At 72.5% G+C, this 25,222-nt stretch carries 21 protein-coding genes; 11 read left to right on the forward strand and 10 right to left on the reverse strand.

What is annotated here, in order from left to right; translation table 11 throughout:
* Positions 1-34: 34 nt before the first annotated feature.
* Positions 35-1,939, reverse strand: coding sequence for a fibronectin type III domain-containing protein (locus LQ940_RS03310; RefSeq protein ID WP_231244428.1), 1,905 nt, complete (start codon positions 1,937-1,939; stop codon positions 35-37).
* A 178-nt stretch (positions 1,940-2,117) separates the two neighbouring features.
* Here LQ940_RS03310 and LQ940_RS03315 point away from each other — a divergent pair, with 178 nt between their 5' ends.
* From LQ940_RS03315 to LQ940_RS03330, 4 genes are all read left to right on the forward strand, one after another.
* Positions 2,118-3,098, forward strand: coding sequence for a hypothetical protein (locus LQ940_RS03315; protein WP_231244427.1), 981 nt, complete (start codon positions 2,118-2,120; stop codon positions 3,096-3,098).
* Positions 3,099-3,194: 96 nt separating this feature from the next.
* On the forward strand, positions 3,195-4,301 hold the full coding sequence (locus LQ940_RS03320) for a ScyD/ScyE family protein (RefSeq protein ID WP_231244426.1): 1,107 nt from the start codon (positions 3,195-3,197) through the stop codon (positions 4,299-4,301).
* A gap of 163 nt (positions 4,302-4,464) precedes the next feature.
* The gene (gene glmU, locus LQ940_RS03325; protein WP_231244425.1) at positions 4,465-5,931 is read left to right on the forward strand and encodes a bifunctional UDP-N-acetylglucosamine diphosphorylase/glucosamine-1-phosphate N-acetyltransferase GlmU; all 1,467 of its coding nucleotides are present in this window, start codon (positions 4,465-4,467) and stop codon (positions 5,929-5,931) included.
* A gap of 59 nt (positions 5,932-5,990) precedes the next feature.
* Entirely contained in the window at positions 5,991-6,971 is a 981-nt protein-coding gene (locus LQ940_RS03330; protein ID WP_442939783.1) for a ribose-phosphate diphosphokinase, read from the forward strand.
* A gap of 16 nt (positions 6,972-6,987) precedes the next feature.
* Here the strand turns inward: LQ940_RS03330 and LQ940_RS03335 are convergent, their stop codons facing one another.
* The 3 genes from LQ940_RS03335 to LQ940_RS03345 are packed head-to-tail and all read right to left on the reverse strand — an operon-like array spanning position 6,988 to position 10,378.
* Positions 6,988-7,950 carry a hypothetical protein gene (locus LQ940_RS03335; protein WP_231244423.1) on the reverse strand — a complete coding sequence of 321 codons (963 nt, stop codon included), beginning with the start codon at positions 7,948-7,950 and terminating at the stop codon, positions 6,988-6,990.
* Positions 7,947-9,626, reverse strand: coding sequence for a M1 family aminopeptidase (locus LQ940_RS03340; RefSeq protein ID WP_231365093.1), 1,680 nt, complete (start codon positions 9,624-9,626; stop codon positions 7,947-7,949). The genes LQ940_RS03335 and LQ940_RS03340 overlap by 4 nt, the downstream gene beginning before the upstream one ends.
* The gene (locus LQ940_RS03345; RefSeq protein ID WP_231244422.1) at positions 9,560-10,378 is read right to left on the reverse strand and encodes a hypothetical protein; all 819 of its coding nucleotides are present in this window, start codon (positions 10,376-10,378) and stop codon (positions 9,560-9,562) included. The genes LQ940_RS03340 and LQ940_RS03345 overlap by 67 nt, the downstream gene beginning before the upstream one ends.
* Positions 10,379-10,571: 193 nt before the next feature.
* Between LQ940_RS03345 and LQ940_RS03350 the strand changes: the two genes are divergently transcribed.
* The 4 genes from LQ940_RS03350 to LQ940_RS03365 all read left to right on the forward strand — a co-directional run bounded on the left by LQ940_RS03350 (position 10,572) and on the right by LQ940_RS03365 (position 13,266).
* Positions 10,572-11,255, forward strand: coding sequence for a 50S ribosomal protein L25/general stress protein Ctc (locus tag LQ940_RS03350; RefSeq protein ID WP_231244421.1), 684 nt, complete (start codon positions 10,572-10,574; stop codon positions 11,253-11,255).
* A gap of 83 nt (positions 11,256-11,338) precedes the next feature.
* Positions 11,339-11,932 (forward strand): aminoacyl-tRNA hydrolase, encoded by a 594-nt coding sequence (gene pth / locus LQ940_RS03355; RefSeq protein ID WP_231244420.1) that lies wholly within the window; start codon positions 11,339-11,341, stop codon positions 11,930-11,932.
* A gap of 60 nt (positions 11,933-11,992) precedes the next feature.
* A complete protein-coding gene (locus LQ940_RS03360; protein WP_231244419.1) occupies positions 11,993-12,802 on the forward strand; it encodes a 3'(2'),5'-bisphosphate nucleotidase CysQ in 810 nt (269 codons plus the stop codon).
* A 56-nt stretch (positions 12,803-12,858) separates the two neighbouring features.
* Positions 12,859-13,266, forward strand: coding sequence for a VOC family protein (locus LQ940_RS03365; RefSeq protein WP_231244418.1), 408 nt, complete (start codon positions 12,859-12,861; stop codon positions 13,264-13,266).
* Between the two features lie 12 nt (positions 13,267-13,278).
* Here LQ940_RS03365 and LQ940_RS03370 read toward each other — a convergent pair whose 3' ends face one another.
* From LQ940_RS03370 to LQ940_RS03380, 3 genes are all read right to left on the reverse strand, one after another.
* Entirely contained in the window at positions 13,279-14,037 is a 759-nt protein-coding gene (locus LQ940_RS03370; protein WP_231244417.1) for an AfsR/SARP family transcriptional regulator, read from the reverse strand.
* 77 nt (positions 14,038-14,114) lie between these two features.
* Positions 14,115-14,819: a LuxR C-terminal-related transcriptional regulator gene (locus LQ940_RS03375; RefSeq protein ID WP_231244416.1), complete on the reverse strand. Its 705-nt coding sequence runs from the start codon at positions 14,817-14,819 to the stop codon at positions 14,115-14,117.
* Entirely contained in the window at positions 14,798-15,706 is a 909-nt protein-coding gene (locus LQ940_RS03380; RefSeq protein WP_231244415.1) for a sensor histidine kinase, read from the reverse strand. Before LQ940_RS03380 ends, LQ940_RS03375 begins: the two co-directional genes overlap by 22 nt.
* Before the next feature lie 349 nt (positions 15,707-16,055).
* On the opposite strand from LQ940_RS03380, the gene LQ940_RS03385 reads away from it, so the two are divergent.
* Positions 16,056-17,480 carry an exopolysaccharide biosynthesis polyprenyl glycosylphosphotransferase gene (locus tag LQ940_RS03385; RefSeq protein WP_231244414.1) on the forward strand — a complete coding sequence of 475 codons (1,425 nt, stop codon included), beginning with the start codon at positions 16,056-16,058 and terminating at the stop codon, positions 17,478-17,480.
* Here the strand turns inward: LQ940_RS03385 and LQ940_RS03390 are convergent.
* Both LQ940_RS03390 and LQ940_RS03395 read right to left on the reverse strand, forming a co-directional pair.
* Positions 17,446-18,177 carry a LuxR C-terminal-related transcriptional regulator gene (locus tag LQ940_RS03390; RefSeq protein WP_231244413.1) on the reverse strand — a complete coding sequence of 244 codons (732 nt, stop codon included), beginning with the start codon at positions 18,175-18,177 and terminating at the stop codon, positions 17,446-17,448. The genes LQ940_RS03385 and LQ940_RS03390 overlap by 35 nt on opposite strands.
* Positions 18,087-19,583 carry a sensor histidine kinase gene (locus LQ940_RS03395; protein WP_231244412.1) on the reverse strand — a complete coding sequence of 499 codons (1,497 nt, stop codon included), beginning with the start codon at positions 19,581-19,583 and terminating at the stop codon, positions 18,087-18,089. The genes LQ940_RS03390 and LQ940_RS03395 overlap by 91 nt, the downstream gene beginning before the upstream one ends.
* 337 nt (positions 19,584-19,920) lie before the next feature.
* On the opposite strand from LQ940_RS03395, the gene LQ940_RS03400 reads away from it, so the two are divergent.
* Positions 19,921-20,595, forward strand: a complete 675-nt coding sequence (locus tag LQ940_RS03400) for a response regulator transcription factor (RefSeq protein ID WP_231244411.1) — start codon at positions 19,921-19,923, stop codon at positions 20,593-20,595.
* A gap of 9 nt (positions 20,596-20,604) precedes the next feature.
* On the opposite strand, the gene LQ940_RS03405 is transcribed toward LQ940_RS03400, so the two are convergent.
* Positions 20,605-21,645 (reverse strand): LCP family protein, encoded by a 1,041-nt coding sequence (locus LQ940_RS03405; protein WP_231244410.1) that lies wholly within the window; start codon positions 21,643-21,645, stop codon positions 20,605-20,607.
* 271 nt (positions 21,646-21,916) lie between these two features.
* Between LQ940_RS03405 and LQ940_RS03410 the strand changes: the two genes are divergently transcribed.
* Positions 21,917-25,216 carry a LamG-like jellyroll fold domain-containing protein gene (locus tag LQ940_RS03410; protein ID WP_231244409.1) on the forward strand — a complete coding sequence of 1,100 codons (3,300 nt, stop codon included), beginning with the start codon at positions 21,917-21,919 and terminating at the stop codon, positions 25,214-25,216.
* Positions 25,217-25,222 lie beyond the last annotated feature (6 nt).

A 25,222-nucleotide genomic window follows, 5' to 3' on the forward strand; every position in this document is an offset into this window, starting at 1 on the left:
ATGAAGACGCGGAGCCACCGTCGCGGCGCAGCCCCTAGCGCTTGACCTTGGCGGTGGGGTTGCTGGTCTTCGTGGTGGGCCGGTAGCCGGGCTTGGTCCCGGTGACGACCACGCGGATCTGCTTGCCGGCCTGAGCGGCCTTGAGCTTCAGCGTGCTGGCGGTGGCGCCCTTGATCACCTTGCCGTTGACGGTCCAGCGGTAGCTGAACGCGGTGCCGGGGGTCCAGGCGCCGGTCTTGGCGCTGAGCTTCTTGCCCACCTTCGCCGCTCCGGTGACGCTCGGCATCCGGGAGACGAGGGTGCCCTTGACGATCTTGCCGCCGAGGGAGCCGTACACGGTGACCGGCGCGAAGCCGGCCTTGGTGCCGGTGACCTGGACGTAGATCCGGCGCCCGAGGTGCGCCTTGGTCAGCGTCAGCGAGGAGGACCTGGACACGACCTGGTCGCGGTCGTTGGTCCACACGTAGCTGAGCGTGGTGCCCGAGGTCCACGATCCGGTGTTGGCGACGGTGAGCTTCGAGCCGACCTCGGACTCGCCACGCACGGCGATCCGTGACGGGGCCGCGACGGGGGCCTTCACGGTGACCGTCGTCGTGGCGGCAGCGGAGACGAACGCGCCGTTGCGGGCGGCCAGGCTCACCGTGTAGGTGTGGCCGACCTCGAGGTCCTGGAGCTCGTAGTCGCTGCCGTAGGCGACGTCGACGACCGGCGCTCCGCCGGCCCGGTCCTGCACGGTGATCGGGTAGGTGAGCGACTCGGGGTCCACCCCGCCCACGTCCGCGGGCGGGGCCCAGGTGACGGTCACGGAGCCGGGGAACTCCTCGTCGGCCGTGGCGGTGAGGCTCGTGGGCGCGCCCGGCGTTTCGATGGCGTGGATCCGGTTGACGGTGCTGCCGTCCTCGAGCTGGTCCTGTCCCGCGACGTAGATGCGGCCGCTGGGCGCGACCTCGACGACGCCGATCGAGGCGCCGCCGGGCAGGGTGCTGCCGGGGGCCGGGTTCTCCTCCGTGTAGGACTCGAGGGCGTCGACGTCGTGGGCGGAGACCCAGTGGCCGGAGAGGTAGACGGTCTCACCGTCGGGCGACACATCGACGGACGAGAGCTGACCGGCGCCGAGCGGGACGTAGCGGTCGACGCCGGCGCCGATGATGTTCAGCCCAAAGTCCGTGCCGTCCTCGCCCGTGTGAGCGGTGACGGCGTAGGTGAGGCCGCGCGCCTCGTCCACGTCCAGGCCGGTGATGAAGCCGCGGTGGTCGTCGTCCGGACCGAGCACGATGCGCTCGCTGACCCCGGCTGCCGTGATCGTGCGCAGGGTGGGGACGCCGCCGGACTCGTCGTAGTCGGTGGCCCCGAGGATCAGCGCCTCGGTGCCTCCGGCGCCGGGCAGGACCTCGAGGTGGTTGGCCTGCAGGTTGCCGGGGACCTCGGTCGACAGCACGCCGCCCGACACGGCCGTCCCGCTCATCCCGGTGTAGGCGACGTAGGCGCCGGCGGCGCCCGCTGCCAGTGCGTAGGGCTGACCCTCGACGGTGACGGTGTCGGTGACCTGCATAGTGGCGGCGTTCACGGTCCACAGGGTGTTGGCGGACCAGTCCCCGGCCGGCCGGCTGCCGAGCACGTACAGGGTCCCGCCGTCGGGAGTGGCGCTGATCGCGCCCGCCTGCGTGTCGGCGCCGAGGCGGACGGAGGCGCCCGACCCGATGGCCTCCACGCGGGCCTCGCGCTCCTCGTAGGACCCGTCGGTGTCGATGTCGCCCAGGGCGTAGACGTCCGACGCGGTCGTCGCCAGGTCGCCGGGCTGGAAGCCGATCGTGCGCGGGAGCCCGGTGGGCTCCGCGGCGTGGGACGTGCCCGCGCAGGCAAGGCCCGCGGTGAGGACGGCGGCCGAGGCGAGCCCCGCGGCGAGGCGGCGCGGCGGGTGCGCACGATGAGCGAGCATGGAGGGTCCTTCCAGAGATGAAGTGCTTGTGACACGGATCTTGCGGGCCGAAGCCGCGAGATGGGTGTCCGAAACCGGCCATGGCAGCGATCGGCCTGGCCGGTTCCTGTCATGGCAGACGACGGCCACCCGAGGGTCGCAACCGACGGCTTTGCTGGCGGCATGTCACGATCACCCCATGTCTCTCGACCGGCTCGGCGGTTCCCCCGACAGTCAGGCGTTCGAGCTGCTGGGGATCGGCTTCCGGTCACGGGCGCGCACCGTCGCGGAGCTGGCGGCACTCGCCGTGCGTGAGGAGACCGCCGTCCGCCAGGACCTCGAACGGCTCCAGTCCGACGGCTACGTCGCGGTCCAGGGCGACCACGTGCGCTACACCGCGCCCGAGGAGGTCGTCGCCGACGTCGTACGCCGGCGGTCGAGCGACCTCAGCGCCGAGGTGCTGCGCCGGCTGGCGGACCTGGCCGAGGTCGTGGGCCAGCTGCCGGCCCTCGCGCGCGAGTGGGACACCGGCGAGGCCGGCCAGCAGCTCGCCGACGTCGACGTCTTCCACGGCCCCGAGGCCGTGGTCGAGCTCTGGCACGTCAAGCAGGCGAAGGAGCCCTCGCTGCGCACCGACGTGGTGCTGCCCGACGCCGCTCCGCTCTACGTCGCAGACCCGGCCATGCAGCGCGTGTGGCACGAGGCGACCCAGGGCGAGGGCCGCCACGCCCGCGTGATCGCCTCGCTCGCCGACGGGACCCATCCCGCCGCCCAGGAGCGCATCGCCCAGGAGATGGAGGCGGGGGTCCAGATCCGGCTCATGGCGGAGCCGCCCGGCTGGTTCTGGATCACCGACGAGACGACCGTCGCGCTGCCCCTGGTGTGGGGGGAGCGGTGGCCGACCTCGGTGATGTCGGTGCGCAACCGGGCCGTCGCCGGCATGGCGAGCTGGATGTTCGAGCGGATGTGGGAGCGGGCGGTTCCCGTCCACAGCGGCGCCGCGACCTGGGACCCGCTGCTGACCCTCATGAACGGCGGCGCGACCCTCGAGGCGGCGGCGCGGGCCCTCGGCATCTCCGAGCGCACCGGGCGGCGCCGGCTCTCCGAGGCCATGAGCCACTTCGGCGTCGGGTCGATGCTGGAGCTCGGCGTCGCCTGGGGAGCCGTGCGTCCCCGCTGAGGTCACGTCCCTCATTTGAGGGATGACGGGTGCGCCCCTTCCGGTATTGCGTGTCGCGGGGGGAGGCAGGAGCAGGCCCGATCATCGGAGACACGCATGAGGAAGCTCGTCAGGAACACCACCATCGCGACCACGGCGGTGCTGGTCGCCACCCTCGCTCCGGCAGCCGCCGGAGGAGGTCATCACCACCACCATCACCAGTCCCGCCTGAGCACCGTCGTCGACGGGCTGGACGGCCCGCGCGGGGTCGACGCACTCGGCCGCGGCAAGACGTTGGTCACCGAGACGGACGGCAGCTTCAGCCTGGTCGTCGAACGCCGCCACCGCGACCCCAGGGTGACCGAGCTTGGCAGCGTCCCGGGCGGGTTCCCCCCTGCCATCGCGGCCGGCAGACGTGGCCGCATCTACCTCCTGACCGGAGCCAGCGGCGAGCCCGGCAGCCCGCAGGCTCCGGGCGCCGCCACCCTCTACGAGTGGCGGCACGGGTACGACGCTCCCAAGCCGGTCTTCGACGTCGCCGCCTACCAGGTAGGTGACCCCGATCCCGACGACCTGGAGAACCTGCCCGCCGACAGCAACCCGTTCGGGCTCGCCGCGCTCAGGGACGGCAGCGTCCTGATCGCCGACGCGGCCGGCAACGACCTGCTCCGCTGGTGGCCCGACGGCACGGTCAAGACCGTGGCCCGGCTCAAGCCGCGCGTGGTCGACGTACCCGACGGCGTGCCCCTGCCCGAGGAGCAGGTGCCGAGCGAGGGGGTGGCGACCTCGGTCACGGTGGGCCCCGACGGCTACTGGTACGTCGGTGAGCTGCGAGGGTTCCCGGCCACACCCGGCACCTCCCAGATCTGGCGGATCAAGCCCGGCTCGGTCGACGCCGTATGCGACCCGGAGGACCCGCGGCACGGACGCTGCACCCGCTATGCGGACGGTCTGACGTCGATCGTCGACCTCGGTGCCGACCACCGCTCGGTCTACGCGGTCTCGCTGTCCAAGCTCAGCTGGCTCGCCGTGGAGTCCGAGGAGCCGGTGCCCGGAGCCGAGATCGGCGCGCTGTACCGCCTCATCCGAGGCCACCACCAGGTACGGGTCAAGGAGCTCGCGTCGGACCGGCTGACTCTCCCCGCCGGGGTCGACGTGGACCGGCGCGGGATCTACGTGACCGGACCGGTCTTCGGGCCAGGGGCGCTGTCCAAGATCCGCTGACGCGCGCAGCTCGCGTCCGGTCCCCCCTCCCGGACGCGGGCCGGTGTGTCCGCAGACCCGCTCCTCTCGGCGGCACGCCGCGACCACCACTGCCAGGACCGCGAGGGCTCCGCGAGCGCCTCGCCAACTACAGTGAGCCGGACGCCGACCCGGAGGATCAGTCTTGTCCAGCACCGTGACCGTGATCGTCCTTGCTGCCGGTGGCGGCACCCGGATGAAGTCCAAGACCATGAAGGTCCTGCACCCGGTGGCCGGGCGCAGCATGATCGCGCACGTCCTGAACGCCGTGCGCGCGGTCGAGCCGCACCAGGTGGTGGCCGTCGTGGGCCACCAGCGCGAGGCCGTCGGACAGCACATCCAGGACTTCATGCCCGACGCGGTCCTCGCCGTGCAGGAGGAGCAGCGCGGCACCGGCCACGCCGTCCGGGTCGCGGTCGAGGCGCTCGAGGACCTCGGCGACGGCACCGTGATCGTCGCGACCGGTGACACCCCGCTGCTGCAGGGCGAGAGCCTGCGCGCCTTCGCGGCCGAGCACGAGGCGGCACAGCGCGCCGTCAGCGTGCTCACCGCGGTCGTGGCCGATCCGTTCGGCTACGGCCGGATCGTGCGCGACGCCGACGGTGACGTCGAGGCGATCGTGGAGGAGAAGGACGCCAAGCCCGCGGAGCGTGAGATCGCGGAGATCAACTCGGGCATCCTCGCCTTCGACGCGTCGTTCCTCGTCGAGGCGCTGCCGCGGATCGGCAACGACAACGCCAAGGGCGAGTACTACCTCACCGACCTGGTCCAGCTGGCGCGCGATGCCGGTCTCACCGTCGGCGCGCACGCGATCGACGACCCGTGGCAGACCGAGGGCGCCAACGACCGCGAGGAGCTGGCCATCCTCGGCCGCGAGCTCAACCGGCGGATCGTGGGGCGGTGGATGCGCGAGGGCGTGACCGTGATGGACCCCGAGACCACCTGGATCGACGCCGACGTGGAGCTCGCCCAGGACGTCACGATCCTCCCGGGCACCCAGCTGCTCGGGGCCACCGTCGTGGCCGCCGACGCCGTGATCGGCCCCGACTGCACGCTCAAGGACTGCGAGATCGGGGTCGGGGCGCGCGTGGTGCGCACCCACGCCGAGCTGGCCGTGGTGGGGCAGGAGGCGACCGTCGGCCCGTTCTCCTACCTCAGGCCCGGCACCAAGCTCGGAGCCCGCGGCAAGATCGGCGGCTTCGTGGAGACCAAGAACGCCGACATCGGCGAGGGGGCCAAGGTCCCGCACCTGTCCTACGTCGGCGACGCCGAGATCGGGGAGGGCGCCAACATCGGGGCCGGCACGATCTTCGCCAACTACGACGGGGTCGCCAAGCACCGCACCACGATCGGCCGGCACGCCAAGACGGCCTCCAACAACACCTTCGTGGCGCCGGTCGAGGTCGGCGACGGCGCGGCCACCGGCGCCGGGACCGTCGTACGGCGTGACGTGCCGCCGGGCGCCCTGGCCGTCAGTGCCGGGCCGCAGCGCAACCTGCCCGGCTGGGCGCAGGCCAAGCGCCCCGGCACCGCTCAGGCGCGGGCCGCCGAGGCCGCATCGGGCGACGCGACGGAGGTCACGCCTCCAGAAGAGGACCCCGAGTTGGGCTGAGCACGGGGGACGCGCCAGAATTGGTGTGACACCCCTCCGCGAGCCAGGAGCACGAGATCGTGACCGGAATGAAGCGGGCCACCGAGAAGAACCTCATGATCTTCAGTGGCCGGGCGCATCCCGTGCTCGCCGAAGAGGTCGCCACCATCCTCGAGACCGACCTGGTCCCGCAGTCGGCGTACGAGTTCGCCAACTCCGAGATCTACGTGCGCTTCGAGGAGTCCGTCCGCGGCTGCGACGCCTTCGTGATCCAGAGCCACACCGCTCCGATCAACGAGTGGATCATGGAGCACCTGATCATGGTCGACGCCCTGAAGCGGGCGAGCGCCCAGCGGATCACCGTGGTCATGCCGTTCTACGGCTACGCCCGCCAGGACAAGAAGCACCGCGGCCGCGAGCCGATCTCCGCGCGGCTCATGGCCGACCTGTTCAAGACCGCCGGCGCCGACCGGCTGATCACCGTGGACCTGCACGCCGACCAGATCCAGGGCTTCTTCGACGGCCCGGTCGACCACCTCATGGCGCTGCCGATCCTGGCCGACTACGTGCTCGAGAAGTACGGCACCCACCAGATGGCCGTGGTCTCGCCGGACGCCGGGCGGATCAAGGTCGCCGAGCGCTGGTCGGCCCGGCTGGGCGGCGCGCCCCTGGCCTTCATCCACAAGACCCGCCGCACCGACCGCCCCAACGAGACCGTCGCCAACCGCGTCGTCGGCGACGTGGCGGGCCGCATGTGCGTGCTCGTGGACGACATGATCGACACCGGCGGCACCATCGTGAAGGCCGCCGAGGCGCTGATGAACGAGGGTGCCAAGGGCGTCGTCATCGCCGCCACGCACGCGATCCTGTCCGATCCGGCGGTCGACCGCCTCAAGAACTCCCCGGCCACCGAGGTGGTCGTCACCAACACGCTGCCGCTCACCGACGACCGCGAGTTCGACAAGCTCACCTGCCTGTCGATCGCACCGCTCGTCGCGCGTGCGATCCGCGAGGTGTTCGAGGACGGCTCCGTCACGTCGATGTTCGACGGGCACGCCTGATCGTCGGCGCGGTGCGTCAGCTCGTGGCGGCGTAGAGCCGGATCACGGCGAGCAGCGGCCGGTGGTCGCTGCGGAAGCCGTTGAGGCTGCGGTGGCGCGCGAACTGCGCGACGCCCCGCCCGTCGGGCCGCCGCACGGAGCGGTCGGCCAGCCACACGTAGTCGATCCAGCGGGTGCGCAGCGTGGCCTCGACGCCGTCGAGGCCGAGGGCCTCGTAGGACGACTGGTTGCGACGGTCGACCGTCTGGCCGATGCCCCCGCGCGGGTGGTACTCGGTGTCGTCGGCGTAGTCCCAGTTGTAGTCGCCGGTGCTCATGACCACGTCGCCCGGAGCCTCGTCCAGCATCCGCGTCAGCACCCGGTAGTGGCGACGGGCCATCACGGCGTTGAGGTTCTTCTCCCAGCCGTGGCCGGTCTCGACGGTGTGGTTGACATGGGTGTTGAGCACCGTCACGAGCATCCCGCTCGCGCGGTGGCGCAGCGAGACCTGCAGCACCCACTTGACGGGGAACGGCGCGTCCGATGCACCGGGCGGACTGGCGTCGTGGACCCGGACGTAGTCGGCGTCGACCAGGCTGAAGACGCGGCGGCGCCAGCTGACGGCGAGCGCCTCGGGGCCGTCCGCGCCGGCGCGGTGCCAGGTCTCCCAGCCGCGGGCGCGATAGCGGGGGTAGAGCCGCGCCCACGCCTCGGAACTGGCCTCCTGCCACCCGATCAGGTCGATCTCCGGATGGGACGTGGCGCGGTCCCAGTCGGCCCGTGCGCCAGGCTCGCCCAGCACCAGCCAGGCGTTGAGCGACGCGACGCCGATGGTGTCGAGGACCTGCCCCTCCAGGCGGGGGGCGACCCGCGCCACGGGCTCGGGCGCGGCCTCCTGCCTGCGTGGGGGAGCGGCGTCGTCGGGTCGCCCCCAGACCACGGCGCCGACGACCAGGGCCGCGACGACCACGGCGAGGGCGAGCGCGCGCAGGCGGGTCACGCTCGCGCCGTCGGGTCACCCGCGGTGAGGTCGTCGAGCCGGTCCTCCCAGCCGCGCCGGAGCACGGTGGGGAGGTCGCCGGCGAGGGCCGTCTCCAGCTCGGCCACCTGCTGGGTGGTCAGCGCGAGGGCGGGGAAGGCGCGGTGCACCACCTGCGAGAAGGCCTGGCCCCGACGCTCCGCGATGCCCGGGCTGACAGCCCAGTAGGCGGTGACGTACGGCGTGAGGAGGTCGGCCTGCTCGGGTGACCACAGGCCGTGCATGAGCGCCTCGTAGCGCCGGTTGGAGACCCGGTCGTCCTCGGTGGCCGCGGCCCAGGCCTCGTCCTTGGCGGCGACGGTGGGCCGGGCGGCCAGTGCCCGGGCGGCGCCGAGCTCGCCGTCGATGCTGCGGTCGCGGCGCCGCTCGTCCTCGATCTCGTCGGCGCCGATCGCGCCGGTCTCCGCCAGGCGCGCGACCACGCTCCAGCGCGTCGCCGGGTCCAGGTCCACGCCCCGCTCCGTGCGCCCGTCGGCGAGCCAGCCGCGCAGCAGCGCGTGGTCGCGGCTGGTGCGGGCCAGCCCGCGCGTGAGCTCGATGAGCAGCTGCTGGTCGGTGACGGTGGCCAGCCCCTCGGTGCAGGCCTCGGCGACCAGGTCGATCGTCTCCGCGGCATCGGCGGCGGCGACGCGCAGGGGCACGACCGAGTCGAGGGTGCGGCCGAGCACGGTGGCGACCGCGGTGACGTGCCGCTCCCGTGGCAGGTGGCGGCGCACCAGCGCCAGGTAGTCGGCCGGGTCCAGGCGCCGCGTGTGCACGAGGTCGAACGAGGCGGCCCAGACGATCGCGCGGACCAGGTCGTCGTCGAGGTCCGAGAGGCGCTCGGTCAGCGCCGACCAGGAGACCGGGTCGGGCACGATCCGGGCGTAGGTCTCGCCGTGGCTGTTGGGCACGACCACCCGGCCGGCCCAGTCGTCGAGGCGCACCGGTCGGTCCGCCACGTCGACGAGCCGGCTCTCCTGCTCGACCAGGCCGGCGTCGTACGACGTCAGCCGGAGGCGGTGCGGGCGCAGGCCGTCCCGGATGACGACGGGGACGTCGCCGTCGCGCTCCACCCGGATCGTGTCGAAGCCGGTCGTGCGCAGCCAGACCTGCGCCCACGAGGCGACGTCGCGGTCGGAGGCGGCGTCGAGCGCGGCCATGAAGTCGGCCAGGGTGCCGTTGCCGAGTCGGTGCCGGCTCAGGTAGGCGTTGACCCCGGCCAGGAACGCCTCGTCGCCCAGCCAGGTGACGAGCTGGCGGATGACGGAGTTGCCCTTGGAGTAGCTGATCGAGTCGAAGTTGGTGGAGGCCGCGTCCACGTCGGACACGTCCTCGGCCTCCGGCGCCACCGGGTGCGTCGAGCGGCGCTCGTCGGCGATGTAGGCGTTGGGCTTGCGGGAGAGCTCGTGGGCCAGCAGCGAGCCCGCGTAGCCCGCGCCGTCGGCGGCGACGCGGTAGCCCATGTAGTCGGCGAACGACTCCTGCAGCCAGGTGTCCTCCCACCAGCGCATCGTCACGAGGTTCCCGAACCACATGTGCGCCATCTCGTGCGCGATCGTCGAGGCCCGCCGCAGCCGCAGCAGGTCGCTCACCCGGCCGCGGGGGAGGAACTCGTCGCGGTAGGTGACGCACCCGGGGGACTCCAGGGCCCCCAGTTCTGGCCCGGCACGAACGCCTGGTCGTAGCTGTCGTAGGGCATCGGCTCGTCGAACAGCGCGCCGTAGTGGTCGAAGCACGCCTGCGTCGTGGTGCGGAGCTCGTCGAAGTCGCGATCCAGCTCGGCGGCCAACGACCGCCGGGCGTGCCAGCCGAACGGCAGCCCGGCGTGCTCCCACGTGCGGGAGTGCCACGGACCGGCGCAGACGACGAACATCGGGATCGCGAACACCTCGGTCCGGGCGAACCGCCAGTGCTCGCCGTCCCGCTCCGCGACGCGGCCGTTGGCCAGGACCGTCCAGGCGGGGTCGGCCGTGGCCGACAGCGCCACTGTCGCCTTCAGGTCGTTCTGGTCGAAGCAGGCGAACACCCGCTGGGCGATGTCCATGCCGCAGTAGGCCGACACGTAGGTCTCGCCGTCGGCCGGGTCGGTGAAGAGGTACATCCCGTCGCCGTCGGTGACGTAGGGGACCCGCGCCTCGACGGTCACGACGTTGTCTTCGGCCAGGCCGGACAGCGCGATCCGGCGGCCGTCGTACGACGGGGCGGTGGCGACGCCGTTGACGATCACCGTGAGGTTGGTGGCGTCCGTCAGCTCGAGGAAGGTCTCGGGCGCGCTCGCGGCGAAGCGCACCGTCGTGCGGCAGCCGAAGGTGCCGGCGGCCGGGTCGGTGAGGTCCAGGTCGATCTCGTAGGAGACGCCGGAGAGAGCCGCGGCCCGGGCGCGGGCCTCGTCGAGGGTGAGGGACACTCCGCGAGCGTACGCACGACCGCGTCGCGATTCGCGTCCCGCCTCGGCTCTTGTCTAGAATCGGCAAGTTGCCTCGGCGAGGGAGCCTCCCAGCTCCGTGATCGACAGGGCCGGCCGTCAAAGCCGCGCTGTCGCGCGGCTTTCGTGCTTCCCGCCCCGGCCCACACGCCACCGACGTACCGAGGAGATCACCATGTCCGCAGAGAAGATCAAGGCCGAGTCCCGCACCGAGTTCGGCAAGGGCGCGGCCCGCCGCATCCGTCGCGAGCACAAGGTGCCCGCCGTGGTCTACGGCCACGGCAACGACCCCATCCACATCACCCTGCCGGGCCACGACACGATGATGGCGCTCAAGCACGGCGGCGCCAACGCGCTGCTCGAGCTCGACATCGAGGGCACTACGCAGCTGGCCCTGACCCGCGAGGTCCAGGTCGACCCGATCAAGCGCACGCTCGAGCACATCGACTTCGTCGCGGTCCGCACCGGCGAGAAGGTCACCGTCGACGTGCCCGTGCACCTGGTCGGCGAGGCCGTCCGCGAGACGCTGGTCGTCACCGAGAACACCACCGTCCAGCTCGAGGCCGAGGCCACGCACATCCCCGAGTTCATCGAGGTCGACATCGAGGGCGCCGTCGCCGGCACCCAGATCCTCGCCTCCGACCTCAAGCTCCCGTCGGGCTCGACCCTCCTGGTCGACGCCGACACCCTGATGGTCAACGTCACCGAGCAGGTCTCCGCCGAGGCCCTCGAGGCCGAGCTGGAGGAGGCCGAGGCCGAGGCCGGCATCGAGCGCGAGGAGTCCGACGAGGACGCCGCCGCCTCCGCCGAGAAGGCCGAGGGCGACGCTCCCGCCGAGGGCGAGACCGACAGCGAGTGATCCGTCGGCTCAGGTGGCTCCTGGGCCGACTCATCGCACCGGTCTCCAGCGCCGCTGAGACACATCCCGAGGAGGGCCCAGCCGTGACCACAGCCGATCTCTGGCTCGTGGTCGGGCTGGGCAACCCCGGGGAGAAGTACGCCGGGCACCGGCACAACGTCGGCTACCTCGTCCTCGACGAGCTGGCTCGGCGGCTGGGCTCGTCCTTCCGTGCCCACAAGACCGGCCGCTCCGACGTGGTCGAGGGTCGCCTCGGGCCCCCGGGCACCGAGGGCCCCCGAGTCGTGCTGGCCCGGCCACGCTCGTACATGAACGAGGTCGGCGGCCCGGTCAAGGCGCTGGCCACCTTCTACAAGGTGCCCCCCGAGCGGATCGTGGCCATCCACGACGAGCTCGACCTCGACTTCGGCACCCTGCGGACCAAGCTCGGCGGCGGCGACAACGGCCACAACGGGCTGAAGTCCCTGCGCTCCTCCCTCGGGACCGGCGACTTCTACCGGGTGCGCGCCGGCATCGGCCGTCCGCCCGGTCGCCAGGACGTCGCCGACTTCGTGCTGTCCGACTACAGCAAGGTCGAGCGCAAGGAGCTGCCCTTCCAGGTCGACACCGCCGCCGACGCGGTGGAGTCGCTGATCCTCGAGGGCCTGGAGAAGGCCCAGCAGCGCTACAACAGCTGACCGGCTCGGGACCCCGGCCTCTCCCTGCCTCCCAGCCGGACCGATCGTTAGGGTGGCGCGGTGACCTTCGAACCGACGACACCCCCCGACGCCGCAGCGACCGACGACCACGTGCTGGCCACCTGGCTGGCGCAGGAGGCGGGCCGCAAGCTGCTCGACGTACGCACGCAGGGGCTCGAGGGCAAGGAGCTCAAGGACGCCGGCGACGCCGCGGCGCACGAGCTGCTCATGGAGCTGCTCGCCGAGCACCGGCCCGACGACGCGGTGCTCTCGGAGGAGGGCGCCGACGACAAGGCCCGCCTGCAGGCGGATGCCGTCTGGATCATCGACCCCCTCGACGGGACCCGGGAGTTCTCCGAGCCGCCGCGCGACGACTGGGCCGTGCACGTCGCGCTCTGGGAGCGGACCCCCGACGGGGAGCACGACGGCGAGCTCACCGCGGGCGCGGTCGCCCAGCCGGCGCTGGGCGAGACCTTCAACACCGGGCAGCCTCCCGTCGTCGCGCCGTCGACCTCGGAGCGGCCGCGGATCGCGGTGTCCCGCAGCCGGCCGCCGGCGTTCGTGGAGCGGCTCGCCGAGGAGATCGGCGCCGAGCTGGTCCCGATGGGCTCGGCGGGGGTCAAGGTGATGTCCGTGGTCCGCGACGTCACCGACGCCTACGTCCACGCCGGCGGCCAGTACGAGTGGGACTCGGCGGCTCCCGTGGCCGTCGCGCAGGCCGCCGGCCTCTTCACCAGCCGCATCGACGGCTCCCCGCTCCTCTACAACCAGGACGACGTCTACCTGCCCGACCTGATCGTCTGCCGCCCCGAGCTCGCCGACCAGATCCTCGAGTTCATCGAGCGCCACGGCGTCACCTCCGCCGGCTGACCCGTCGGTCGGGGTTTCCGGTTGCGGGGGAGCGCGGCGCCCTCGAGGGTGGGGAGATGACCTCGCTGATCTCGCACACGACGGTGGACTGCGCGAACGCCTACGAGCTCTCCCAGTGGTGGAAGCAGGTGCTGGGGTACGTCGACGTGCCCGGCGACCCGAACCTCCCGGGCCATGAGGAGTGCATGATCCTCGACCCGGACACCGGGCACGCGGTGCTGTTCATCGAGGTGCCGGAGGTCAAGGCCGGCAAGAACCGGCTGCACTTCGACCTGCGCCCGCGCACCGGGACCCGGGACGAGGAGCTGGCACGACTGCTCGCGGCCGGCGCGACCGAGGTGGCCGACCTGCGTGGCACGTACGGGCCGGGCACGGGGTGGGTCGTGCTGGCCGATCCCGAGGGCAACGAGTTCTGCATCCTGCGCTCGAGGGCGGAGGCCGAGACCACGTCGGCCGAGGTCTGAACGTCGGGCACGTCAGGTGGCGTCGGCGCGAAGCAGGCGCAGGTGGAGCTCCTGGGTCAGCGTCGACGGGTCGGCGCCCATCTCGTCTGCCAGGCCGGCGCGGAGCGCCTCGTAGACCCGTAGGGCGCTGCCGACCTCGCCGAGCCGTGCGTAGGCCGTCATCCGGGCACGGCAGGCCGTCTCGTACATCGGGTCGATGCGCGCCGCGGTCTCGGCGAACGCGAGGGCCCGGTGCAGCTCGCCGATGGCGAGGGCCGAGTCGGCCGCCTGGCCGGACATGGTCTTGCGCGTCTCTCGGAGGTTGTCGCGCTCGGACCTGGCCCACGCACTCTCGTCGTCGTAGGCACGGAAGTCGCCTCGGTAGTGGCGATCGGCCGCCAGCGCGAGGTCGACGGCGCGCGAGTGCAGCCCGTCGCGAGCCAGCGAGTGCACCCGCTTCGCCTCGGCCAGGAACACCGCGACGTCGACCCAGGCCCCGACCAGCCGGATCGCGTCCCCCTGCCGCACCAGGCAGGCCATGCCGGTCGCGCGCCGGATCTGGCTCTTGGCCGTGCGCAGGCTGGCGAGAGCGCGGTCCCGGCCGGCGTGCGGCCACAGCCGATCGGTCAGGCTGGTCCGCCGTACCCCCTGGTTGCCGCTGAGCGCCACGATCCGGAGCAGGTCCATGGTCTTGCCCGTGGACCACTCGGCGCGCTCGACGAGGCTGCCATCCGGCCTGCGTACGACGAGGTCGCCCAGCAGGCCGATCTTGAGATCAGCGCGCGATGCCATCTGCGGCTCCCAAGAAGGCTCATGCTCGTTCGCTCTTTCCCTGGAGCATAGCCGCGCACCCTGATGAGGCCGCCTGTTCAGCCCTCCCGGGAGTAGTGCGTGTCCGCGTCCGGTGTGCGCGTCCGCAGTGCCATCCCCACCGCCGCGAGCTGGGAGGAGACACCGAGCTTCGCGAGGATGGACTTGACCTGCGTGCGCACGGTGGCCTCGGAGACCACGAAGTCCTGCGCGATCTGGCGCACCTGACGGCCCTCCATCATCTGCGCCAGGATCTCGCGCTCGCGCGCGGTCAGGCTGGCCAGCCGGGCCCGGCTCTCTGCCTGCTGCTGCTGCTGCGTGCGGAACTCGTCGACGAGCCGGGCGCGCTCCTCGCGGGGCAGCACCGTGCGCCCCTCGCGGATCCGCCTGATGGTGGCGAGGATCGAGTTCAGGGGGGTGGACTTGGGCAGCACGGTGAGAGCTCCGTGGAGCAGGCACTCCCCCCAGCCGCCGGGGTTGAGGCTGCCCGTCACCACGACGACGGCGACGCCCGCCTCGCTGCAGGGCCGGATGAGCGGTACGCCGTGCAGCCCGTGCCCCAGGTGCAGGTCGAGCAGGAGGATCCGTGGCCGTGAGCGCAGGATCTCGGCGAGCAGCCGCTCGTGGGAGGGCCGTGCGTGCTCCGACGGCGCCGGACGGTGGACGTCGTAGCCCTGCAGGGTGAGTGCCACGTCGAGCGCCTCGGCGAAGAGGGTGTGGTCCTCGACGATGGTGATGCGGGTCAGGCGCCGGCTGGCAGGCACGGTGCCGGTCCTGACGTCGCGGGGATCCGCAGCACGAACTCCGCGCCACCCAACGGGGAGCTGGGCTCCAACCAGAGGTCGCCGCGGGCCTCCTGGGCCAGCCGACGGGCGACATGGAGGCCGATGCCCTCTCCCGAGGAGTCGACCGCGCGGGTGCCGCGGTCGAAGACCACCGCCGAGAGCGCCTCGGGGACCCCGGGGCCCTCGTCCTGGACCCGCAGCTCCACCCACGGGCCGCGTACGGCGGTCTCGACCACGACGGCTCGTCCGGGGGCGTGCTGGACGGCGTTGTCGAGCAGGATGTGCAGGATCTCGGTGAGGTCGTCGGCTCGTGCGTAGGCGAGCGAGCCGGTGCACCGCCACCGCACGTCGCACCCTCGCAGCGCGATGGTCTGCACCATCGGCCCGACGATGTCGTCCAGGCACACGGCGGTCTCGGCGGAGGCGTCGGCCGTCGACAGGAGCCGCTCGACCCGCGCCAGCTCCGCGCTGTGCAGCCGCTCCAGTCGCCGCCGGGCGGGGCGGGACAGCCGCGCGCGCCGATCGACGAGCAGCTGGTGTGACAGCCGTAGCCCCGCCAGCGTCGCCCGCAGCTCGTGGAGCCGCTCCTGCGACCGCGCCAGCGCCGCCTCCGCGGCGCTCGCCCGGGCGAGCAGGCGCCGGCGCTCGGCGAGCTCGTCCGGGGCCGACCGCGGGGCGGGTTCGCCGGCGGGGAGGGCAGCGGGGAGGGCGGCGCACAGGACCAGGGGGAGCACGGCGAGGGTCGGCACGCCCAGGCCCCACCCGGTACCTCGCGGGGCTCGCGGCACGCGGAGCAGCGGCGCACGCCGCAGGTCGCGGGCGAGGAGCCCGCACTGCCACTGCATGAGGTTCGCGATGCATTCCATCGTGACCCCCTATCTCGTCAAGGAACCCGGATCCCAGCACATGGAGGCACAGATCCGACAATAAAACGCAAAACAGGCGTTGTGAACCACGATTTCCCCCGCCGGGGAGGGGTATCTCCGCGGAACTGGTCGCGACAAGGTCCTTGCTCCGCAGAATCGGGGGGCCCGCCCTACCCCCCTGCCCCCCGTGCCGCCAGGGACGCCTGCCCCGTTCCTCCGCCCTCCCCACAAGTGGGGAAAGTCCTCGCAGGGGCGCCGCCGGGCCGGCTCGCTCGCCAGGATGGCGCGGTCTGGAGGGAAGGTCGATCGAGGTGAGCGCTCGCACGAGGGGCATATGGGGTGGTAGGCCGTGACCGAGGCGACGGTCAGGGTCACGGGGGCGCACGAGCGCGACGCGCCGCGACTGGTGCCGGCGCGGCCGGGGACCGTGCCCTGGTCCGGGCCGCGCTCCCTGCCCCTGTGGGACCTGCTGTCGGCCGCGCTCGCGGCGCTGGTGCTGTCGCGGACGCTGGTCCCGGCGCCGACTCCGGTGCTGGCCGTCGCGATCCCGCTGTGCTGGTGCGTGGCCCTGCAGGCGGCGCGCGCGACCGCGACGGCACCGGTCGGGACGCTGGGCCACGCGGCGCGTCGGCTCGTCCACGCCGGCGCCCTGGTGGCGCTCGCGGGATCTGCCCTGTCGGTGGTCCTGGGTCCCCGCTACACCCCCGGGCACGCGTTCCTCACCGCCGCGGCGTGCACGGGGGCCTCGCTCCTGGCGCGTGCGATGGTCTGGTGGGCCGCAGGCACGCGCGGCGTCCGTGGCCGCCCGCGCGTGCTCGTCATCGGTGACGACGCGCGCCGGCACGCCGTGGCGGCGCTCGAGCGACGCACCGGCCCGGAGCTGTCCGTGGTGTCCGTGCGCGTGGACTCCGTCGCCGACGCAGCGGAGACGCCGGGGGTGACGTCCGTCCCCGCGGACGGCATCGCGTCGTACGCCGCCCGCATCGGAGCCTGCGCGGTGGTGGTGATGCCCGAGGCGGGACTCGAACCAGCTGGCCTGCGCCGGCTGCAGTGGTCCCTGGAGGCGGCGCGCCTGCCGCTGTACGTCGGCCCCGGGCTGGTCGGGGTCACCGCGTCCCGGCTGGAGGCGACCGACGTGGACGGTCTGCCGCTGGTGCGGGTGCACGGGGTCCAGCGGGCCGGCGGCAGGGCCGTCCTCGTCGATGTGACCGGCCGCTGCGTCGCCGCCGTGGCACTGCTGGTGCTGCTGCCCCTGCTGGCCGTACTGTGCGTCGCCATCCGGCGGGAGTCGCCGGGGCCCGCGATCTTCCGGCAGCAGCGCGTCGGGCAGGACGGGCGGACCTTCACCATCTACAAGCTCCGGACGATGGGACTCGCCCCGCCCTCGCCCGATGAGCTGGCGAACGACGCTGACGGGGTGCTCTTCAAGATGCGCAGCGACCCGCGCGTGACGACGCGCGGGCGGTGGCTGCGCCGGTACTCACTCGACGAGCTGCCGCAGCTCCTCAACGTGCTCCTCGGACACATGCGACTGGTCGGACCGCGCCCGGCGCTGCCCGACGAGGTCGCCGTCTACACCGACGATATGCGCCGGCGACTGGCGGTTCGCCCGGGGATCACCGGTCTGTGGCAGGTCTCCGGCAGGTCGGACCTCACCTGGGAGGAGACGGTCCGGTTGGACCTGCACTACGTCGACAACTGGTCCCCGGCGCTGGACCTGCGCATCCTGTGCCGGACGGTCAAGGCCGTCCTGGGGCACCGGGGGGCGTACTGAGAGCCGCCCGGAGCGCGGGGTGCCAGCCGGCGTGGTGTGCCATGCCGACCGCCGCCAGCTGCGAGGAGACCGCGAGCTTGGACAGGATCGACTTGACCTGGGTGCGCACGGTGGCGACCGACACGACGCTGTCGCGCGCGATGTCACGGACCGGCATGCCGGCCATCAGCTTCGCCAGGACCTCGCTCTCGCGGGGGGTGAGGCTCTCCAGCCGCTGCCGCTCGTCCTGCACGCCCTTGCGGTGCTCGTGCCAGCCCCGGATGAGCTCGTCGCGCTCGCGTGCGTCCACCACGGGCAGCCCGTCGTGGATGCGACGCACGACGCCGAGGATCTCGTTGAGCGGCTGGGTCTTCGACATCGTCTTGCGGGCGCCGTGACGCATGCACTCGCCCCACCGGTACCGGTCGGGCGACGCTGTCACGACCACCACGTTGGCACCCGACAGCGCGAGCGGATGGATGAGTCGCACCCCGTCGCCGAAGGGACCCAGGTCGAGGTCGAGGAGCACGACCCGCGGTCCCATGCGGAGCGCGGTCGTCAGCAGCTGACCGGTCCCGGTGGGGGAGGTGGGCAGGGGCAGGCGCCGTGCGGCGTACCCCTCCAGGTTCAGGGCGAGCTCGAGTGACTCGGCGAAGAGGAGGTGGTCCTCGAGGATGAGGACACGTGAGTTGGGTCGAGCGGCTCGGACGGTGGGCACGGATGAGTCTCCTTGGCTGCGGGGATGCTGATGACGAAGGTGTTGCCGCTCGCCCCGGTCTCGAGGCGTAGCGAGCTGCCGGTGGAGGCCATGAGGCGATGGGCGAGGTGGAGCCCGATGCCCTGGCCGCGTGAGTCGGGGCCGCGACTGCCCCACTCGTAGAGGCGGGAGCGGACCTCCGCCGGGATGCCGGGACCGTCGTCGCGGACGATGACCTCGACGGTGTCGCCGTTCCGCGTCACCTCGACGGCGGACTGTGCGCCCGGCGCGTGCCTGGCGGCGTTGTCCAGCAGGATGCTGATGACCTCGGCCACGGCGTCGGGGTCACCGATGCCACGGTGGCCCGTGGGCGACCACTCCACGTGCCGCCCCTGGGCCTCCTGGGCGGTCACGAGGGGCCAGATGACCTCGTCGAGGTCGACGTACGACGGCCCGTCGTCGTGGGGGTCCTGCTGGGGGGCCGGCTCGGACGCGGCGCCGCCTCGCGCGGCCAGCAGGCGGGACAGGCGGCTGGCCTCCGACGCCAGCATCCGCTCGAGCTGGCGCCGCTTGCCGACGGGGACCTTGTCCTGCTGGTGGATCAGGCTCGAGGCCATCACGATGCCGGCCAGCGAGTTGGTGATCTCGTGCAAGCGGGCGCGGACGTCGCGCTGCTGGGCCTCCATCGTGCTCACCTGGTCGGACATGGCGATCAACGAGTGGTGCTGCTCCTGCACCGCGTGGCGCAGCCCGGCGGCGGCTCCGCACCCGATCAGCACGGCGCCGACCACGCCGGTGACGACGGCGATCGTGTCGCTCAGGGCGGTGTGGACGTCCTGCAGGCTGGCGACGCGGTTGGCCACCAGGGCGATCGTTCCGAGGCCGAGCCGGGTGGTGGACCAGTGCGGAACCCCCCCGAGCCGGTAGGCGGCATGGGCGATGCCGGCCCCGACCACGACCAGGGTGATCTGCGCGGCCACCCCCGCCGGCGCACTGGTGGGGAGATCGCCGCCCCACCGGGTCGCGGCCAGGCTGACTCCGGCGAAGAGCAGCCCGAGGATCAGGCCGGCGCCCATCGGGTCGACCGCGTGGCCCACCCGGTCCGAGAGCCGCAGGCAGCAGAGGATGACCAGGGCGGCCGGGACGTCGATCACGACGATCCAGCCGGCCCGGTCGAAGAACATGTCGCCCCCGGCGGCCCGCAGCCCGGCTTGGGCGACCCCCTGCACGGCGTACAGGGTGACCGCGAGCGTCATCCAACCCACGACGTTCGACTCCGTGAGCCGGTACTGGACGCAGAGCAGGGCCGCGGCGCCGAGCACGGCCAGGAAGACCAGGACCTGGCTGACCGTGGCCACCGCGTTGGTCGACCGGAGCTCCGGTGCGAGGACGAGGATGCAGAGGAGCGGGGTCAGGACCGTCGCCACGACGATGACGGTGCTCCGCGGGGTCCAGACGAGGGCCGGGTACGGAGGTAGGGCGGGGAGCGACCATCCACCTCGTCTCCCCGTATTCCCCATACCCGAAATGTAGGAAGCCGGTGCGCGACCGACACGCGCTCCTGGGGCGTATACCCGAATTTGGGGAGAGTCCGACGACTGAGGCGCACGCTGCGGCTCCGATGCGGGTGCGGCATCCCCAAAATGGGTCGCAAACCTCGTGGATGGTCGCGTCCGCGCAGCGCGACGCCAGAGGATGAAAGCCGGCGAAGTCAGAATCGGGGAGGACCGTCATGCGTCCGAACGCCTCCTGGGGACGATTTCCGTGAGCGGACTGGACCACGCGATCGCGGTCGTCTCCGACCGGTCGCTGCTGGCGGACGCCGTCTCGGCGGCGCTGGTCGGCAGCGACGTCACGGTCGTGCGGGTGCCGTGGCCGGGCGAGGGACACGACCACCGTGCGGGGTGGTCGAAGCAGACTCCGCGCCCGCCCCTGGGCCTGATGCTGTGCGACCTGTCGCCGCCGGCCGTCCACACGGCCCGGTGGTTGGTGGGCGCCTACCCGACTCGATGGCTGCTGCTGACCGACAGCCCTCGCGGTCCGTTGTGGGGTGCCATGATCGAGGTGGGCGTCATCGGCATCCTGAAGAGCGCGACCAGCCTCTCCGAGCTGCTGGCCGAGATCGGCGGATCCTGTGGTGTCGCAGACACCGGCCGGCTGCCCCCGGACAGTGACGACCTCGTGGCCCAGTGGCACCGCCTGGAGCCCCAGCGCAGCGAGATCCACGCGCGCCTCAGCTCGCTCACGCCGCGAGAGCTCGAGGTGCTCCGGCTCCTGCACCTGGGGCGCTCGGTGCGCGAGATCGCCCAGCTGCATGGAGTCGCGCACTCGACGGTGCGCAGTCAGGTCAGGTCGATCCTGCACAAGCTGGGGGTCTCGCGGCAGGTGGCGGCCGCGGCCGTCCTCGACGAGTGGGGTGGGCTTCCGGAGTGGTGGTGACCGGCTCCGTCAGCGGACGGTCTCGCCCAGCCGCGCCTGCGGGTTCGCACGCAGCCACGGTGCGAGGCGGTCGGCGCGGACGGCCTCCCAGAGTCGGCGACCCGCCACGAGGTCGAGGTGGACGACGCTCTGCGGCCCCTCCCAGCCGAGCCCGGCGACCGGCACGGTCAGGAACGACACCGCGGACTCGTCCAGGTCGCGCAGCGACCAGGCCAGCCTGGCCATGTCCTTCGTCGACCATCCTGAGTCGATGCTCAGATGACGGGTCATCACGCCGAGCAGCTCGTAGACGCCCCAGGGACCGGAGTCCTGGAGCCGTCCGAGGGTGTCCACCATGAGCGTCCGCAGGAAGTTCTGCTGACGGCTGGCTCGATCCAGGTCCCCGCCGGGCAGGCCGAAGCGCTGGCCGACGTAGTCGAGCGCCGCCTGACCGGTGAGACGGTGCTCGCCGGCGGTCCAGGTCACGTCGCGGGCCGAGTCGTGCACGGTCTCGGGCACGGTCACCGTCACGCCGCCCAGCTCGTCGGTGAGCGCGCGGATGCCGTCCCAGTCGATGACCGCGAGATGGTCGATGCGGACGCCGGTGAGCTCCTCGACGGTGGCGACCGCCAGCGACGGTCCGCCGTAGGAGTAGGCGGCGTTGATCTTGGTGTGGCCGTGGCCGGGCACCTCGACCCACGAGTCGCGCGGCAGGGAGACGACCGTGGCCCCCTCGCGGTCCCCGTCGATGTGCACCAGCAGCATCGCGTCCGAGCGCTGGGCTCCCGGCACCCAGGCGGCGGCGCGCGCCAGGTCACCGGTCGTGGGCTCGTCGGAGCGGCGGTCGGTGCCGAGCAGCAGGATGTTGATCGCCTTGGCGGCCGGGCCGGTGGTCGGCTTCGACGGTCGGTCCTCCAGGCCGGCGAAGACGCCGTCGATCCGCTCGATGGGCGCGACGAGTCGTCGCCCGAGGTAGTAGGCGCTCGCCGTGGAGACCACGGCGACGAGGCCCAGCACCGTGAGCAGGGCGAGCGCCGTGCGGCGTCGGCGGCGTGAACGAGTGGTGCGCATGAGACCTGCCTCCGAGGGACGAGTGCGATCCCTCGGACGATTGGTCACGGCGTGGGCGCGGTCCGGTGCGGTGCATGCCTTTTCCCCAATCTTGATGGTGTTTGCGGCAGTGCCCGATCGAGCCGAGGGGGTCTCCCTACGGTCGGGACCGCGCCGGCACCTGCCGGGGCGGCAGCGTGGTCGAGGGGTGGAGGGGATGGCGGTGGCACGTCGAGGCTGGTGGGGGAAGGCGACCCGCGTCGCCGCGTGCGGAGATAGGAGCGGCGCCCGCTTGCGGCGCCACACGCTGTCGGCCGTCGTCGTGGCTCTGGTGACGGCGGGACTGGTGAGCACCGGGCCCGCGCCGGGATGGTCGGACTCCTCACCTCAGGATCCTTCGGACCCCGCGACGCCGACGACGGTGTCGGCGGACGCGCTGCCCACGGTGCAGATCAACGGCGTGGTGTGGGCGCAGGCCATGGTCGGGAACCGGGTCTACGCCGGCGGCAGCTTCAGCAACGCGCGCCCGGCCGGCTCGCCGTCGGGGTCGGGCACGGTGCCGCGGGCCAACCTGCTCGCCTACGACATCGTGACCGGGGCGCTGACCACCAGCTTCGCGCCCAGCTTCAACGCCCAGGTCCGGGCGATCGCCGTCTCGCCCGACCAGACCCGGATCTACGTGGGCGGCGACTTCACGACCGTCAACGGCGTCTCGCGGCGCCGGATCGCCGCGTTCAACGCGTCGACGGGCGCGCTGATCGACACGTTCAACCCGCCCGTGAACTACCACGTCAACGCGCTGGCCGCGACCAACACCACGGTCTACGCGGGAGGTGAGTTCCAGGACGTGGGCACGCAGGTGCGCCAGGGCCTGGCCGCCTTCAACGCGGCGAACGGCGCCCTGCTGAAATGGGCGCCGGCGGCCACGGGCGGCGACGTCTGGGCGATGACGATCAACCCGAGCGGGACCAGGCTGGCCGTCGGCGGGTCGTTCACGGCCCTCAACGGCTCCGCCAACCCCGGCTACGGGCTCGGCATGGTGGACGCCACGACCGGCGCCAGCCTGCCCTTCGCCGCCAACAGCATCGTGCGCAACGGCACGGCCGACGGTGCCATCACGACGCTCACCTCCGACGACGAGTACGTCTACGGAGGCGGCTACACCTTCGGCCGCAGCGGCGGGAGCTGGGAGGGCACCTTCAGCGCCGCGTGGGAGGGCGGGACCGTGCGCTGGGCCAACGACTGCCACGGCGACACCTACTCGCTGCATGCCCAGGGCGACGTGGTCTACGCCGCCAGCCACACCCACTACTGCGAGAACATCGACGGCATCCGGCAGGGTGACGGTGGCGTCGGCGACTACCCCTACTTCCGCGGCATGGCCTTCGGCAAGCAGCCCACCGGCACCGTCACGTGGGAGCCGGACCAGGGTCGCTACTACAGCTTCCTCGGCCAGCCGCGCTCCTCGGTGCTCACGTGGTACCCCAACCTCAACGCGGGCACCTACACGGGGCAGATCCAGGGCCCCTGGAGCGTGACCGGGAACGCCGACTACGTGGCCATGGGCGGGGAGTTCACGCGGGTCAACGGGCAGAGCCAACAGGGTCTGGTGCGCTTCGCGAGGACCGCCCTCGCGCCCAACGACCAGGGCCCGAGCCTGTTCAACGCCACGTACCCGCTCAACGTGAGCTCGACGGAGGGCGGCAAGGTCCGGATCAACTGGACGAGCAACGAGGACATCGACAACGACTACCTGACCTACCGGGTCTACCGCGACGTCCAGAGCGGCGCCGGGCTGATCCACACCCGCCAGGTGCGGGCGAGATGGTGGAACCACCTCGGGATGGGCGTCAGCGACACCGGCCTGGTTCCCGGCAGCAGCCACCGCTACCGCGTCGCGGTGACGGACCCCTTCGGCAACATCGCGAACTCGCCGTGGACCGACGTGGTGGTGGCCGGCTCCGGCACGGACAGCCCGTACGTCGAGGCCGTGCAGGCCAGCGAGCCCACGCACTGGTGGCGACTCGACGAGCAGAGCGGCACCTTCCGGGGGGATGCGGCCGGGTTCCGGCCGCTGACGACCACCGCCACCGGGGTCACGCCCGGGGTGCCGGGCGCGCTCACCAACGACCCGGCCAACGCCGCGGCCCGCTTCAACGGCGCGACGTCGACGCGCGCGTACACGACCACGATCGACAGCCCGCCGGACGTCTTCACCCTCGAGGCCTGGTTCCGTACGACGTCGACGACCGGCGGCAAGATCGTCGGCCGCGGCAACCGCAACGACCGCAACTCCTCGAAGGCGGACCGGCACCTCTACCTCAACAACGCAGGCCAGGTCCTGTTCGGGGTCAAGCCCGACCAGAGTCGTCAGGTGGTCACCAGTCCGGGGAGCTACCGCGACGGCGCCTGGCACCAGGCGGTCGCCAGCCTCTCGCCGGGCGGCATGCGGCTCTACGTCGACGGGGCGCTGGTCGCGCAGCGCGCCGACGTGACCACCGCCGAGCACCTCGCCCGCGGCTACTGGCGCGTGGGTGGGGACGCGCTCAACAACTGGCCCTCCGCACCCTCGTCGGCCTTTCTCGATGGCGACATCGACGAGGTGGCGATCTACAAGCGGGCGCTCAGCGACGCCGAGGTCGTGGGCCACTACGCCGCCGGCACCGGTGCCCCCACGCCGAACGTCCCGCCGGTAGCCGACTTCACCGCGTCGCCCGCCGGCCTCACGGCCGACCTGGCCGCGACCGCCAGCGATCCGGACGGGAGCGTGGTGTCCTACGCCTGGTCCTTCGGTGACGGAGAGACGGCACCCGCCTCGCCCTCGTCCACGACGTCGCACACCTACGCGGCCGCCGGCACGTACGACGTGACGCTCACGGTGACCGACGACGACGGCGCCCACACCGACCTCACCAAGCAGGTGCAGGTGAGCGAGCCCCCTGCGGGACCGCAGCCCTTCGCCCTGGACGCGTTCTCGCGCCAGCTCGCCGACGGCTGGGGCAGCGCCGACCTCGGCGGGCCCTGGACCCGGGCGGGAGCGGCGAGCAACTTCTCGGTCGCGGACGGACTCGGGCGGATCCGGATGTCCAGCCCCGGCACCGGACCCGCGATGGCGCTCAACGCGCCCACGTCCGCGGACACCGACCTGCGGGTGCGCGTGGGTGCCGACAAGGCGGCGACCGGCGGCGGCACCTACCTGACGATCCAGCCACGGCTGCTGGCCAACGGGAGCCGCTACTACGCCGATGTGCGGCTGGTGGCCGGCGGCTCGGTGTCCCTGATCCTGGGGCGCACCGTGTCGGGCACCGACACGACGCTGCTCACCAGGACGGTGCCGGGACTCACCGTGGGAGCCGGCGACCTCGTCCAGGTGCGGGCCCAGGCGTTCGGGACCTCACCGACGACCTTGCGCGTGAAGCTGTGGCCGAGCGGGACCGAGGAGCCGGAGGCGTGGACGTCGTCGCTCACCGACGACACGGCGGGCCTGCAGGTGGCCGGTGGGCTCGGTCTGCGCACCTACCTCTCGGGGTCGGCCACCAACGCTCCGGTGCTCGGCCTCTTCGACGACCTCAGCGTCTCGCCGACGCAGTAGGGACAC

The sequence above is a fragment of the Nocardioides sp. cx-173 genome (assembly GCF_021117365.1).
GTDB lineage: Bacteria > Actinomycetota > Actinomycetes > Propionibacteriales > Nocardioidaceae > Nocardioides.